11 protein-coding genes are annotated in these 13,021 nt (G+C 69.3%); 5 read left to right on the top strand and 6 right to left on the bottom strand.

The window, feature by feature from the left end:
- Positions 1–207 precede the first annotated feature (207 nt).
- From AB1634_01185 to AB1634_01165, 5 genes are all read left to right on the top strand, one after another.
- Positions 208–1,563: a TrpB-like pyridoxal phosphate-dependent enzyme gene (locus tag AB1634_01185; protein ID MEW6218134.1), complete on the top strand. Its 1,356-nt coding sequence runs from the start codon at positions 208–210 to the stop codon at positions 1,561–1,563.
- A gap of 167 nt (positions 1,564–1,730) precedes the next feature.
- On the top strand, positions 1,731–3,053 hold the full coding sequence (gene phoU, locus AB1634_01180) for a phosphate signaling complex protein PhoU (GenBank protein MEW6218133.1): 1,323 nt from the start codon (positions 1,731–1,733) through the stop codon (positions 3,051–3,053).
- A gap of 4 nt (positions 3,054–3,057) precedes the next feature.
- A complete protein-coding gene (locus tag AB1634_01175; protein ID MEW6218132.1) occupies positions 3,058–4,395 on the top strand; it encodes a replication-associated recombination protein A in 1,338 nt (445 codons plus the stop codon).
- A gap of 46 nt (positions 4,396–4,441) precedes the next feature.
- On the top strand, positions 4,442–4,570 hold the full coding sequence (locus AB1634_01170; GenBank protein ID MEW6218131.1) for a hypothetical protein: 129 nt from the start codon (positions 4,442–4,444) through the stop codon (positions 4,568–4,570).
- A gap of 12 nt (positions 4,571–4,582) precedes the next feature.
- Positions 4,583–6,001 carry a multiheme c-type cytochrome gene (locus tag AB1634_01165; protein MEW6218130.1) on the top strand — a complete coding sequence of 473 codons (1,419 nt, stop codon included), beginning with the start codon at positions 4,583–4,585 and terminating at the stop codon, positions 5,999–6,001.
- A gap of 46 nt (positions 6,002–6,047) precedes the next feature.
- Here AB1634_01165 and AB1634_01160 read toward each other — a convergent pair whose 3' ends face one another.
- From AB1634_01160 to AB1634_01135, 6 genes are all read right to left on the bottom strand, one after another.
- A complete protein-coding gene (locus AB1634_01160; protein MEW6218129.1) occupies positions 6,048–6,473 on the bottom strand; it encodes a HEPN domain-containing protein in 426 nt (141 codons plus the stop codon).
- Entirely contained in the window at positions 6,470–6,976 is a 507-nt protein-coding gene (locus AB1634_01155) for a nucleotidyltransferase domain-containing protein (GenBank protein ID MEW6218128.1), read from the bottom strand. Before AB1634_01155 ends, AB1634_01160 begins: the two co-directional genes overlap by 4 nt.
- Positions 6,973–7,719 (bottom strand): nicotinate (nicotinamide) nucleotide adenylyltransferase, encoded by a 747-nt coding sequence (gene nadD, locus AB1634_01150; GenBank protein ID MEW6218127.1) that lies wholly within the window; start codon positions 7,717–7,719, stop codon positions 6,973–6,975. Before nadD ends, AB1634_01155 begins: the two co-directional genes overlap by 4 nt.
- 7 nt (positions 7,720–7,726) lie before the next feature.
- The gene (locus tag AB1634_01145; GenBank protein ID MEW6218126.1) at positions 7,727–8,983 is read right to left on the bottom strand and encodes a glutamate-5-semialdehyde dehydrogenase; all 1,257 of its coding nucleotides are present in this window, start codon (positions 8,981–8,983) and stop codon (positions 7,727–7,729) included.
- Complete coding sequence (proB, locus tag AB1634_01140; protein ID MEW6218125.1) at positions 8,970–10,157, bottom strand: glutamate 5-kinase; 1,188 nt, start codon at positions 10,155–10,157, stop codon at positions 8,970–8,972. Before proB ends, AB1634_01145 begins: the two co-directional genes overlap by 14 nt.
- A gap of 133 nt (positions 10,158–10,290) precedes the next feature.
- Positions 10,291–13,020, bottom strand: coding sequence for a response regulator (locus AB1634_01135; GenBank protein ID MEW6218124.1), 2,730 nt, complete (start codon positions 13,018–13,020; stop codon positions 10,291–10,293).
- Between the last annotated feature and the right edge of the window lies 1 nt (position 13,021).

Raw genomic sequence — 13,021 nt, 5'->3', positions numbered from 1 at the left:
AATTCGGGATTGGACGTCTTCTGGGCCGACCGCCCCGACCGCCAGCCCATTCTGGCCGAGGCCGGCCCTGCCTGTCGATCCCTTCCTGCCCCGGGTCGCGTTTTTTCCGCGTTGCAGCGACCACAGGCGGTTGGTAAAGTGCTTGGGCTTGACACCGCGGGCGACGCCGCCTATGGCCAGACACCCTATCGGAGCAGGAGATATGCCATGAGCCGGATGAAGATCGTGTTACCGGAGGAGGAGATCCCCAGACAGTGGTACAACGTCATGGCGGACATGCCCAACCTGCCCAAGCCCCCCCTGCATCCGGCCACCCAAAAGCCCTGCGGCCCGCAGGATCTGACCCCGATCTTCCCCATGGCCCTCATCGAGCAGGAGGTCTCCTCCCAGCGCTGGATCGACATCCCGGAGCCGGTTCTGGAGAAGTACGCCCTGTGGCGGCCATCGCCCTTGCACCGCGCCCGCAGCCTGGAGGCCGCTCTGGGCACCCCGGCCCGGATCTACTACAAGTATGAGGGGGTGAGCCCGGCCGGCAGCCACAAGCCCAACACCTCCATTCCCCAGGCCTACTACAACCAGCAGGCGGGGATCCGCCGCATCGCCACCGAGACAGGCGCCGGCCAATGGGGCTCCGCCATGTCCTTGGCCGGTCAGATGTTCGGACTGACCGTCACCGTCTACATGGTACGGGTCAGCTACGACCAGAAGCCGTATCGCCGCATCGCCATGGAGACCTGGGGCGGCACCGTCCATCCCAGCCCCTCGGATCAGACCAACGCTGGCCGTCAGATCCTGGCCAAGGACCCCGATAGCCCGGGCAGCCTGGGCATCGCCATCTCGGAGGCGGTGGAGGATGCCGCCACCCACGACGACACCAACTACGCCCTGGGCTCGGTGCTCAACCATGTGTGCATGCATCAGACCATCATCGGCCTGGAGGCCAAAAAGCAGCTGGCCATTGCCGGGGACTATCCGGACGTGGTCATCGGCTGCTGTGGTGGCGGCAGCAACTTGGCTGGTCTTGCCTTTCCCTTCATCGCCGACCGCATCGCCGGCAAGCTGGTCCGGGTGATGGCTGTGGAGCCCGCCTCCTGCCCGACCTTGACCAGGGGGCAGTTCCGCTATGACTTTGGCGACGTGGTCGGCCTAACCCCGCTCCTGAGCATGTACACCCTGGGCCACGACTTCATGCCTCCCGGCATCCACGCCGGCGGCCTGCGCTACCACGGTGACTCGCCCCTGGTGAGCCAGCTGGTGCACGACGGGCTCATCGAAGCGAAGGCCTACGGCCAGACCGCCTGTTTCGAGGCCGCGGTGCTGTTTGCCAAGGCAGAGGGGATCATCCCTGCTCCGGAAAGCTCGCACGCCATCCGGGCCGCGGTAGATGAGGCACTCAAGGCCAGGGAGGAGGGCAAAGAGCGGGTCATCCTCTTCAACCTGAGCGGCCACGGCTACCTGGATCTGGCTGCCTACGCGGATTATCTGGCCGGCAAGCTCGTGGACTACGCCTATCCCGAAGACAAGATCCGCGAGGCCCTGGCCAGGCTGCCGGAGCTTTCGTAACGCCGCGGGAAAGCTCCGATCGGCCGCCGCCTTCCGGGAAGACGGCGGCCAAGATTTGCTTGCCAACCTCCATCCATTCGGTATTGAATGAGCGTACCCGCGGCCTCATGCCGGCGGGCTGCGCGACTCTTTCCGCCCCCAGCGTCTCTGCGACCATTCGGACTGCCATGGCTACCCGCACGCAACAGTGGATCACCGAGCTCAACACCAGTATTCTCAAGATGTCGTCCCTGGTGGAGGAGTCGTTGCAGACCGCGATGATCGCCTTCACCAAGCTGGACGACACACTGGCTGAGCGGGTACGGGCCCAGGACGATCAGGTCGACATGCTGGAGATCGAGATCCGGGACCAGGCCATCAAGATCCTGGCCCTGCAGCAGCCCATGGGGGCCGACCTGCGCTTCATCACTTCGGCCCTGTCTATCGCCCACGAGCTGGAACGGGTCGGTGACCGGGCCGTGAACATCTGCAAACGGACCCGGCGCATCGTTGCCGCAGGCCATCGCCAGCCCCTGGAGCTGGAGGCCTTCCAGCGTTTTGCCGCCACGGCCCGCAACATGATGGAAAAGGCGATCAACAGCTTTGTCAGCCAGGACACCGCCCTGGCCAAATCCGTGCGGCAGCTGGATGAGGATGCGGATGCCCTGTGCGAGGCGATCCAGGCCCAGCTCCTGCAAGCCATGCAGGCCAAGCCGGAGGTGATCACCGCCGCGGTCCACGCCACGGTGGTGGCCCTCAACCTGGAGCGGATCGCCGACCAGGCTACCAACATCGCCGAGGACGTGGTCTACCTGGTGGCCGGCCAGCAGATCCGCCACCAGCGGCTGGAGCAGCTGCCCGAGCCCGTGGTCACCCGTGCCCCCCTGGAGGCCCTGGAAAAGCATGCCCGCATTGTGCTCCAGTGCGTAAGCCTGGCCGGCCAGGCCCTCGCGCAGTACACCGCCGGCGAGATGCCCCGGTTCAACCAGCTGGCCGCCCAGGTCAACCAGAAGGAGCACGAGGCGGACGCGGTCAAGCGCAACGTCCGCGGCCACCTGCCCAAGGGCATCATCATGCCCATCGACAAGTTCGAGCTCTTTGCCTACGTCAAGGAGCAGGACCGGATTGCTGACGACGCTCAGACCCTGGTGGACTGGCTGTCTCTGGTGGACAAGGGCTTCACCCCGGAGCTGACCAAAGGTGTGCATGCCCTGCTGGCGAAATGCATCGAGGCGGTGCAGATGCTGCCCGAGATGATCCGGACCGGCCGGGACTTCTTCCGGAGCAGCGACGAAGTGGAGCGCAAACGGGTCAAGGAGATCATCTCCGCCATCCGCACGGTGGAGCATGAGGCCGATGCCATGGAAATGAGCCTCAAGCACCTGGTCTTCAAGACGGTTACCGAGCCGATTCTTTTGCACCACCAGCTGACCACCGTTGACATCATCGGCAAGATCGCCAACCATGCCGAGAACTCCGCCGATATGATGCGGGCCATGGTGGCACGCTAGCCCCATGCCCGGCCTGCCCGCGGCGTCCCTGGCCGAGCGCATGCGGCCGCGGGACCTGGCCGATCTCGTCGGCCAGGAGCATCTCCTGGGCCCGAACCGCATCCTGGGCCGGCTCGTCACCTCCCGCCAGCTCCCTTCTCTCCTCCTCTGGGGCCCCCCCGGCTGCGGCAAGACCACCCTGGCCCTGCTTCTGGCCCAGCACGTGGACGCCGCCTTTGTCGCCTTCTCGGCGGTCCTGGCCGGGGTCAAAGAGATCCGGCAGCTCGTGGCCGCAGCCGAAAAGCGCCAGCAAGAAGGGGTACGCACCGTCCTCTTCGTGGATGAGATCCACCGCTTCAACAAGGCCCAGCAGGACGCCTTCCTCCCCCACGTGGAGAGTGGCCTCCTCACCCTCATCGGCGCCACCACCGAGAACCCGTCCTTCCATGTCATCGCCCCCCTGCTCTCCCGGAGCCGGGTGCTGGTCCTCTCCCCGCTGGCGGAAACGGATCTCGACCGGCTGCTCACCCGAGCCCTCCAGGACCGGGAGCATGGCCTTGGGCAGGAGCTGGTGCGCTTTGCCGGGGACGGCCGCGCGCACCTTTTGCGGTTGGCCGACGGTGACGGCCGCCGGCTGCTCAACACCCTGGAGGTGGCCGTGGCCCTGGCCGAGCCGGATGCCGACGGCGGCCGCACCATCACCCCGGCTCTGGTGGAAGAGGCGAGTCAGAGAAAGGGCTTCCGGTACGACCGGGCCGGCGAGGAGCATTACAACCTCATCTCGGCCCTGCACAAGTCCTTGCGGGACTCCGATCCGGATGCCGGCCTGTACTGGCTGGCCCGGATGCTGGCGGCAGGCGAGGATCCCTTGTTCATCGCCCGCCGGCTCATCCGCTTCGCCTCCGAGGACGTGGGCAACGCCGAGCCCCAGGCCCTGATGCTGGCAGTGGCCGCCCGGGAGGCCTTCCAGATGCTGGGCAGCCCGGAAGGCGAGCTGGCCCTGGCCCAGTGCGCCGTGTATCTCGCCACCGCCCCCAAGAGCAACGCCGTCTACCGGGCGTTGGGCCGGGTGCGAGCGGTGCTCGACAAGACCGGCAGTCTGCCGGTACCTTTACATCTGCGCAACGCCCCTACCCGGCTCATGGCGGACCTGGGCTACGGCGCCGGGTACCAGTACGCCCACGATGCCCCGGACGCTCTGGTGCCCCAGGCCCACCTGCCGGAAGGCCTCCCCGCCGAGCACTGGTACGAGCCCACCAACCGGGGCCACGAGGCGGTGATCCGGGAGCGCCTGACCAAGTGGCGGGCCCTTCTGGCACGCCGGTCGACCGGTGGCCGCCCGGGGCCGGAGCGGCGCAGCTGATCCACCCTCAACCCCTGGCAGGACGACCTCGATGAGACCCTCTTTCTTGACGTGGCCTGCATGCTCGTTCGCGCTGCTCCTCCTGGTGGCCGGCCTGCCGGCCCACACCCTGGCAGCCGACTTCGCGGTCTTCTACGCCAACGACGTCAACGGCGAGACCGAGCCCTGCGGCTGAAAGTCCGCACAATTGGGCGGTCTGTCCAAAAAGGCGTATCAGCTTGCCCGGCTGCGCCGCGAGGCCGGCATCGAGACCCTGACCGTGGATGCCGGCGGGCTGCTGTTCAAGGGTCCGGCCGTGGCCGCCAACCGCCGGGCCCAGGAGACGGTCACCGCGGAGGGGATTGCGGAGGCCTACCGCCGCATGGCCTTCGATGCCGTGGCCGTGGCGAGAAACGACCTGGCCGCCGGGGTCGATTTCCTGGAGGCCCTGGCCAAGCGGATCCCCCTGCCGTGGCTGTCCGCCTCCCTGGTGCGCCGGGCCAGCGGCAAGCCGGTGTTCCCGGCCAGCCGGGAGAAGAAGGTGGGGGGCTGCCGGGTGGCGGTGATCGGCCTGACCGCACCGGTGACCGGCGCCCTGGTGGGGGGAGAGGGGGTGGAGATCCGGCCCTGGCGGCAAGTCCTGCCGCCCCTGGCCAAGGAGCTGGCCAGCCGGAACGACTTCCTGATCCTGCTCACCGACCTGGCGGCAACCGAGCTGGAGGCGTTGGCCGCGGCCGTGCCCGAGATCCGGCTGATCGTCCAGGCTGGCCAGCCGGCAGCGGCCGGGGCGCCGCAGCCCCTGGGCAGCGCCCTCCTGACCCGGGTCGCCCCCCGGGGCAAGTACCTGGGCCAGCTCACGGTGAGCTGGCCGGCCAAGGCCAAGGCCTGGCGAGCCGGGGCGCCGGGGCCGGCGGCGCCTGGCGAGGGCTCCTGGCAGCACGGGGTGACCGCCCTGGAGAAGCAGGGACCGGACGACCCGGAGGTCTTGGCCATCGTTGAAGACCTCAAGGTCAAGGTGGCCGCGGCCAATGCCGCTGCGGCGCAGGCCCCGCCAGCCCCGGCACCGGCGCCGCCGCCGGCCGGCCCCCCAGCCGGGCCGGGCGCGGCGGCCTCGCCCTTTGGCGCCGGCGGCGTCGATCTGGCGCAGCTGCTTTCAGCCCAGCTGCCCGCTGCCGGCGGCGAGGGCACCCCCGCCGAGCTGCAGGCCCTGCTGCAGCTTCTGGCGGCCCAGCCCGAGGACCACGCGGGCTGGAAACGCTGTGCAGACTGCCACCCGGCCCAGACCAGCTTCTGGCGTGCCACCCGGCACGCCCAGGCCTTCGAAACCCTGAAGGCCAAAGGACAGGACCGCAACCTGGACTGCCTGCCGTGCCACGTCACCTATGCCGCCGGGCCGGATGACCAGGCCCTCCTCAGCCTGGCCGCTGATCTGCAGCCGGTGGGCTGTGAGGCCTGCCACGGCCCCGGCCGGGCGCACGCCACCGCCCCCGCCGGCAGCCGGCCAGAGCGGCGACCGGCGGCCATCATCTGCCAGAGCTGCCACACCCCGGACCGGGATGCGGATTTCGACCACCAGCGGGACCTCGGACGGGTCAGCTGCCCCAAAGGGGCGGCTAAGCGGCCGTAAAGGGGGAGGCGAGGAAGAACCGGGGGCCGGGACGGCGCCCCCTGTCCTAACTGGCACAGGGGGGGGAAGGGATGAGGCCGGAGGCGATCGCGACGGTGAACCGGGCATCGGCCATGGCGCGCTGGGCATCGTCGAGGCTGTAGGCCTCAGTGGGCAGGAAATCGATATCTCCATAGAAGGACAGCTCCCGCTCCTTGCGCAGCCAGCGGGAGATGCGGGCCAGGCGGGCCAGCTGGTCGGGATGAAGGTCCGTGAAGCGGTCCGCATGCTCCAGGAGGATCGGCCCCACGTCGTGCCACTTGGGCGGATCGATCCCCCGGTGCCGCAGCATCGCCTTCTGAGCCAGCTCCACAATCTCCTGGGCCTCCCGCACCACGTCGGAGTAAGCCTCCTCCCCCAAGAGCACATCCAGGATCTTGAGCCGCTTGGTAGCCTTCACTAGGTAGCTCCGGGCCAGCGTCAGGGAGGTCACAATTCGATGACCTCCCCGGGCACCAGACTGGGTGTGAGCAGCCAGTACCAGGCGCTGCCCAACGCCACCTTGCGGGCGCCGAGAGCGAGCAGCCGCTGGCCCAAGGACGCCAGATAGCCGGCGAAAAAGCCCTCCCGATCGTAACGGATGTCCGACGCCTCCACCATGTCCAGGAAAAGCGGGCTGCCGGCGGCAACCTCAGCCGGGGTTTTGATGATCGGCGACAGGGCCGGGGAGATGCCAAAGCGGCTCCGGAGCGACACCAGGGCCGGCGCCAGGGGATCCTCGACGCCGGCCTCAAAGGCCACCACCCGGGACACCCGCCCGGCAGGCAGCGGATCAGCCACGATCAGACAGTCCAGGTCGGAATCCGGGCGGGGCACCCCCCGGGCCACGGAGCCGAAAACGACAAAGGCCCAGAGGCTCGGGCCATAGCAGGCCCGTACCTGGCCTGCCAGGGCGACAATCAGCTGTTCGAATCCGGTGCGAAATCCGTGGCTCATGGCTCGTCGTCCCCCCCGGCTGGCCTGCCCGTACCATAGCCGGACGCGGGGGGCAATGTCAAAGCCGGGTGGGCGAGGTAGAGACCGTGGGCCACGATATGAGCCGCCACCGCAGCGGGCAGGAGATCGGACACCGGCAGACCGGCGCTGATCCTCTGCCGGACTTGGCTGGAGGAGACAGCGAGCGGCGGGCCGGCCAAGAGCCGGATGCGGCCGGGCACCCCGGCCGCCGTCCAGACGCTCTCCCCGGATCGCCGCCGGAAGGCGGGAAAGACGGCAGCGATGGCCGCCTCGACCTCCTGCGGCGCCACCGGCGGCCGGGGGAAGACCACCAGGTGTGCCTGGGCGGGCAGAAGGGCATAGGCCTTCCAGCTGCCGATCTCCACAAAGGCGTCGGCGCCCAGGAGGAAGAAGAGCTCCGGCCCGGGGCCGAGCCGGCCCCGGAGCGCGGCCAAAAGGTCGATGGTGTAGGAGGGGCTCGGCCGCTCGGCCTCGATGCCACAGGCCACAAGGCCCGGCTCGCCGGTCACAGCCAGCTCCAGCATGGCCAGCCGGTCGGCGAAGGGGGCCCGGGGCTGGCTTGGCTTGTGCGGCGGCCCGGCGGCGGGGATCAGCCAGACCGCATCCAGGGACAGGGCGGTCTGGGCCGCCCGGGCAACATGGAGATGGCCCTGGTGGACCGGGTCGAAGGTGCCGCCCAGGATGCCCAGCCGCTGTCCGGCCCCCGGCTGCGCCCCGGCCATCGCCTGCCTAACTCCGCACCTGGCCGTCCCCGAAGACCACGAACTTGGTGGTGGTCAGCTCCCGGAGGCCCATGGGGCCGTAGGCGTGGAGCTTGGAGGTCGAGATGCCGATCTCGGCGCCCAGACCGAACTGGCCGCCGTCGTTGAAGCGGGTGGAGGCGTTGACCATCACCGCCGAGGCATCCACCTCGGTGAGGAAGCGCATGGCATGGCCATGGTTGGCGGTGATGATGGCCTCGGTATGCTGGGAGCCATAGCGGACGATGTGATCCAGCGCCGCATCCAGGTCCGGCACCACCCGCACCGCCAGGATGAGATCCAGAAACTCGCAGCCCCAGTCCGCCTCGGTGGCTGGCCGCGCTGTTGGCACCAGGCGGCAGGTCTCGGCGCAGCCCCGGATCTCGACCCCGGCTGCGGCCAGCTCGGCGGCCATGGACGGCAGGAAGCGCGCGGCTACCCCTTCATGGACCAGCAGGGTCTCCAGGGCGTTGCAGACCCCGGGCCGCTGCACCTTGGCGTTCATGACGATGCGACCCGCCATGGCCAGATCGGCCGTCTCGTCCACAAAGGCGTGGCAGACGCCCTTGTAGTGCTTGAGGACCGGTATCCGGGAATTCTCGGCCACGAAGCGGATGAGCCCTTCCCCGCCCCGGGGGATGATGAGGTCGATCTCGTTCTCCAGGCCAAGCAGGGTGGTCACCGCCTCCCGGTCGGTGATCGGCACCACCTGGATGGCAGCGGCCGGCACCCCTTCCGCGGCCAGGGCCTCCTGGAGGACCTGGGCCAGGGCCCGGTTGGAATGGATGGCCTCGGAGCCCCCCCGCAGGATGACGGCATTGCCGGCCTTGAGGCACAAGGCCGAGGCGTCCACGGTCACGTTGGGCCGAGATTCGTAGATCATCGCCACCACGCCCAAGGGGATGCGCATCCGGCCTACCAGGATGCCGGAGGGCCGCCGCACCATATCGCTCACCTCCCCCACCGGATCCGGCAGGGCGGCCACCTCGTGCAGCCCCTGGGTCAGGCTCGCCATCACCTTGTCCGACAGGGTCAGCCGATCGAGCATGGCGCTGGACAGCCCTTTCTCCCGGCCGGCCGCCAGGTCCTTGGCGTTTTCGGCCACCAGGAGATCCCGGCGCTCGGCCAGAAGCGTGGCCATCCGCAGAAGGGCCCGGTTCTTGGCCTCGGTGGGCAGCGGCGCCAGCCGCCTGGCCGCCTGCTTGGCGGCCTTCGCCATGGTGCGCATCGAATCAGGAATGTTCATGGCTCTTCATCTCCTTGCCCGGGAGAAGGACGAGGTTGTCCCGGTGGATGACCTCGTCGCTGTAGGTGAAGCCCAGGATCTCCTCGATCCTGGAGGAGTGCTGGCCCAGAATGCGGCTGATGTCGGAGCTGGTGTAGTTGACGAGGCCGATGGCAAAGGCCGTGCCGGCCTCGTCCAGGCACTGCACCGGCGCACCCACCCCGAACCGGCCCAGCACCTCGCGGATGCCGGAGGGCAGGAGGCTCCGGCCGCCGCCGACCAGGGCCTGGCGGGCGCCGGCATCCAGGACCAGCGCCCCCTTGGGCCGCAGCACGAAGGCGATCCAGTGCTTGCGGCCCGCCAGCCGGGTGGCCTGGGGCAGGAAGAAGGTGCCCACCGCCTCGCCGGCAAAGAGACGGCGGATGACGCCCGGCTCGCGCCCCGGGCCGATGAAGGAGGCGCCGCCCCGGGCGGACACCATGCGCGCCGCCAGGATCTTGCTGCGCATGCCACCGGTGCCCAGGAGCCCGGAGACATGGCCGGCCATGGCCTCCACCCTCCGGTCCGCGGCTGCCACAGTCAGCACCCGCCGGGCGGTAGGATCCTGACTGGGGTTGCCGGTGTACAGGCCGTCCACATCGGTGAGGCAGGCCATGAAGTCCGCCTCGATCAGGTTGGTGAGCATGGCCGCCAGGGTGTCGTTGTCCCCGAAGCGCAGCTCCTGCACCGACACCGAATCGTTCTCGTTGATGATCGGCACGATGCCCCAGCGGAGCAGGGTGAAGATGGTGTTGCGGATGTTCAGGAACCGGTGGCGGTGGGACAGATCGTCGTGGGTGAGCAGGATCTGGCCCACGGTCAGGCCAAAGCGGCCGAAGACATCCTCGTAGGCGTGCATGAGGCAGCTTTGGCCCACCGCTGCCGCCGCCTGCTTCTCCATGATCAGGAGCGGCCGGCTGCCCAGGCCCAGCCGCTTGCGGCCCGAGGCCACCGCCCCGGACGACACCAGGAGCACCTCCCGGCCGGAGGCGCGCAAGTGTGCGATCTCGGCGCCCAGGTTTTCGAGGACGGCGAGGTTGATGCCGTCCGCCGCGGTGAGCACCGCGCTGCCCACCTTGAGCACGACCCGGCGGGTACGGGCCAGATGCTGCTGCCGGCGGGCCTGGCCTTCAGCCCAGGGAATCTCGGAGGTCATGGTCATGGCAGCGGGCGCCGGGGAGCACCCGGGCGAGAGCCCGGCGGCAGCAGCGGCCTTCGGCACCGCCGCCCTTGGCTCCAGGCGCTCGTAAACATAGTCGATCAGCTCCGCCACGGCGAGAGAAATCCCCTCATGGCCCTGCGGCCCGGGCCAGGTCGATGGCGGCCAGGATCTCGGGCAGCTCGTGGGGCTTCTGGAGGACGCTGCGGATGCCGGCGGCCGTCAAGGCGCCGGCATCCGCAGCGTCATTCCAGCCGGTAGCCAGGACCACCGGCAGCGCAGGCCGCCGCCGGGTCAGCTCCCGGGCCAGCATAAGGCCGCTCATGCCGGGCATCCGCTGGTCGGTGATGACTAGGTCGAAGGCCTCAGGGTCGGCCTGGAAGGCCGCCAGAGCCGCCTCGGCGCTGGCGCAGGCCGTGACCTGGAAGCCGACCATGCCCAGGGCCGTGCACCAGGCGGAGCGGGCAAGCTCCTCGTCATCCACATAGAGGAGCCGGCACGGCACGGCTGGTGATGCGGGGACTCCGGAGGAGGCCGAAGTCACCGTCGGAGCGGCAGCCGCCAGGGGCCAGAAGACCTCGAAGACGGCGCCGGCGCCCGGGGCAGTGGTGACCACGATGGCACCGCCCGCCTCCTGGACAATGGCCTGGGAGATGGCCAGCCCCAGCCCCGAGCCCTGGCCGACCGCCTTGGTGGTGAAGAAGGGGTCAAAGATGCGGGCCACGGTCTTGGCGTCCATGCCGTGGCCGGTGTCGGCCACTGTCAGGTGGAGATAGCGGCCGGCCGGCAGCTCGACGCCGCCCTCCGGCGTCCCGGCAGGAGCGCCGCTCTCCTCCAAACGGACGGTGAGCACCCCGCCCCCCTCGGCCATGGCCTGGCCAGCGTTGACCAGCAGGTTGTGCACCACCTGCAGAATCTGACTGGCGTTGGCCTCGATGGGCGGGCAGGCGGGATCGATCTGGCGCTCGACCCGAATGACCGTGGGCCAGGAAGCGGTTCCCAGGTCCAGGGCCTCCTTGAGAAGGGGCTGCAGGAAGAGCACCGCCTTCTCCTCCTCGCCAGGACGACTGTAGGTCAGGATCTGCCGCACCAGGTCGGCGCCCCGCCGGCAGGCCTGGCCCACGGCATCCAGCCCGGCGGCGCCGCCCTCCTCGGCCACACCGGCCTCGGACAGGCGGGCCAGCTGGGCACCGCCCAGGATCTGGTTGAGGATGTTGTTGAAATCATGGGCAATACCGGCAGCCAGCGTTCCCAAGGCCCGCATCTTCTCGTCCTGCCGCAAGCGCTGCTCCAGGGCCAGACGGTCGGTGATGTCCCGGCAGTTGACCACCACCCCTGCCACCGTGCCGTTCTCCTGCCGGTAGGGCAGGTAGCGCACCTCCATCCAGCGCCGGCCCCGGCCCCGGTAATCGAAGACCGTGTCGAAGGTGACCGTCCGACCAGCCAGGGCGTGATCCAGGCGCTCCCGGACCACACCGTTGAAGGCCGCCTCCCCCAGCACGGCAGCAACGGGCCGGCCGACGATGGCCTCCTCTTCCACCTGATGGTAATCGAGGTAGGCCTGGTTGACCGCCCGGTAAACCTGGTCCCCATCCACGAAGGACATCAGGTCCTGGGAGGCCGCGACAATGGAATGGTAGCGTCGCAGCCGCTCTTCGGCCTGACGCCGCTCGGCGATCTCCTGGCGGAGCCGGACGACCGCCCCCTCCAACTCGGCGGTGCGCTCCGCTACCCGGGACTCCAGGGCCTCCTTGGCCCGCAGCAGCTCCTGCTCCGCCTCCTGGCGACGGCGGATATCCTGGACCAGACGGCCGGTCATGGTGTTGAAGGCCCCAGCCAGCAGGACGATCTCCTGGGGGCCGTCCAGGCAGGCCTGCCGCTCCACGTCGCCGCTGGCAATGGCGGCAGCAGTCTCGGTCAGGCGGCCCAGAGGCCGGCTGATGCGGCGTACGGCCACCAGACCCAGGAGCCCTCCCAGCACCAGGGAGCAGGCCACCAGGGCCATGACCACCAGGGAAGCCCGCCGGGCGGCGGCAAAGGTCTCGCCCACCGGCCGGCTGGCCATGGCGAAAAAGATCTGCCCGCCCAGCTCCAGCTCCTGAACGTTCTGAAAGACCCATCGTCCCCCGGCATCGGTGGCAAAGCCGAGCCCGGTGGTGATAGGCAGGCGGCGATGCCTGAGCACCTCCGAGGGATCAGGATGGGCCACCAGCCGCTCCCCGGCGTCCAGGATTGCGATCACCCCCTCCTTGCCCAAACGGGTGGAGACCACCGGACTCAGGATCGCGTCCAGCCGCACCTGGCAAAGCAGCACCCACGCCACCTCCCCGGTCCGGGGCTCATGCACCGGCACCGCCATGGTGATGAGCGGCTCCTGACGGACCGGGTCGATAGCCAGCCGGCTGCAGGACATGCGGCCGGAGGAGGCAACCCGGAGGAACAGAGGATCCTGGCGGAAATCCCGCAGTTCCGCGTCCGTGTACCACTCGGTGCGGGAGATTCGGAGGGTCTCCTGCCCGTCGCCGGCCACCAGGCTCAGATCAACGATCATCTCCCGGTGCCGCCGGTTCAGGAGGTCCCGGAGCTGGGCCAGCAGGATGCGGTGCTCGTCGGCGGTACGACCGGTCAGATCGTGGAGGGTCGCCGCGACCAGCACCCCGTCTTCCAGGTCGCGGAAGGCTCCTTCCACGGCCTGCACCGCGCGGCGCAGCACCTCCCCGTGCAGGTCGGCCGCTGCCTGCCGCTGCACGGCGAAGATCTGCCAGAGAAGCAGCGCGCCCAAAAAGAGCGGCGGCAGGCTGGTCAGGATGACGATGGCCAGGGTGAGGCGACTGCGGATGCTGTCGGAAACGAGGGGCATG

The sequence above is a fragment of the Thermodesulfobacteriota bacterium genome (genome assembly GCA_040755095.1).
Lineage (GTDB): Bacteria > Desulfobacterota > Desulfobulbia > Desulfobulbales > JBFMBH01 > JBFMBH01.
This window is presented reverse-complemented; position numbering and strand designations above follow the sequence as displayed.